Genomic DNA, 256 nt, shown 5'->3' on the forward strand with positions numbered 1-256 from the left:
TTCAGACTCGGTTTCCCTACGGCTCCGTCTCTTCAACTTAACCTCGCATCATAACGTAACTCGCCGGTTCATTCTACAAAAGGCACGCTCTCACCCATTAACGGGCTCGAACTTGTTGTAGGCACACGGTTTCAGGTTCTATTTCACTCCCCTCCCGGGGTGCTTTTCACCTTTCCCTCACGGTACTGGTTCACTATCGGTCACTAGGGAGTATTTAGGGTTGGGAGATGGTCCTCCCAGATTCCGACGGGATTTC

The 256-nt window shown here is 51.6% G+C and carries 1 rRNA gene; it reads right to left on the bottom strand.

The window, feature by feature from the left end:
- Positions 1 to 256 (bottom strand): 23S ribosomal RNA (locus WKI42_RS10900); the annotation flags it as partial.

Origin of the sequence: Streptococcus pseudopneumoniae (assembly GCF_038148935.1) — a bacterium.
GTDB classification, from domain to species: Bacteria; Bacillota; Bacilli; order Lactobacillales; family Streptococcaceae; genus Streptococcus; species Streptococcus pseudopneumoniae_U.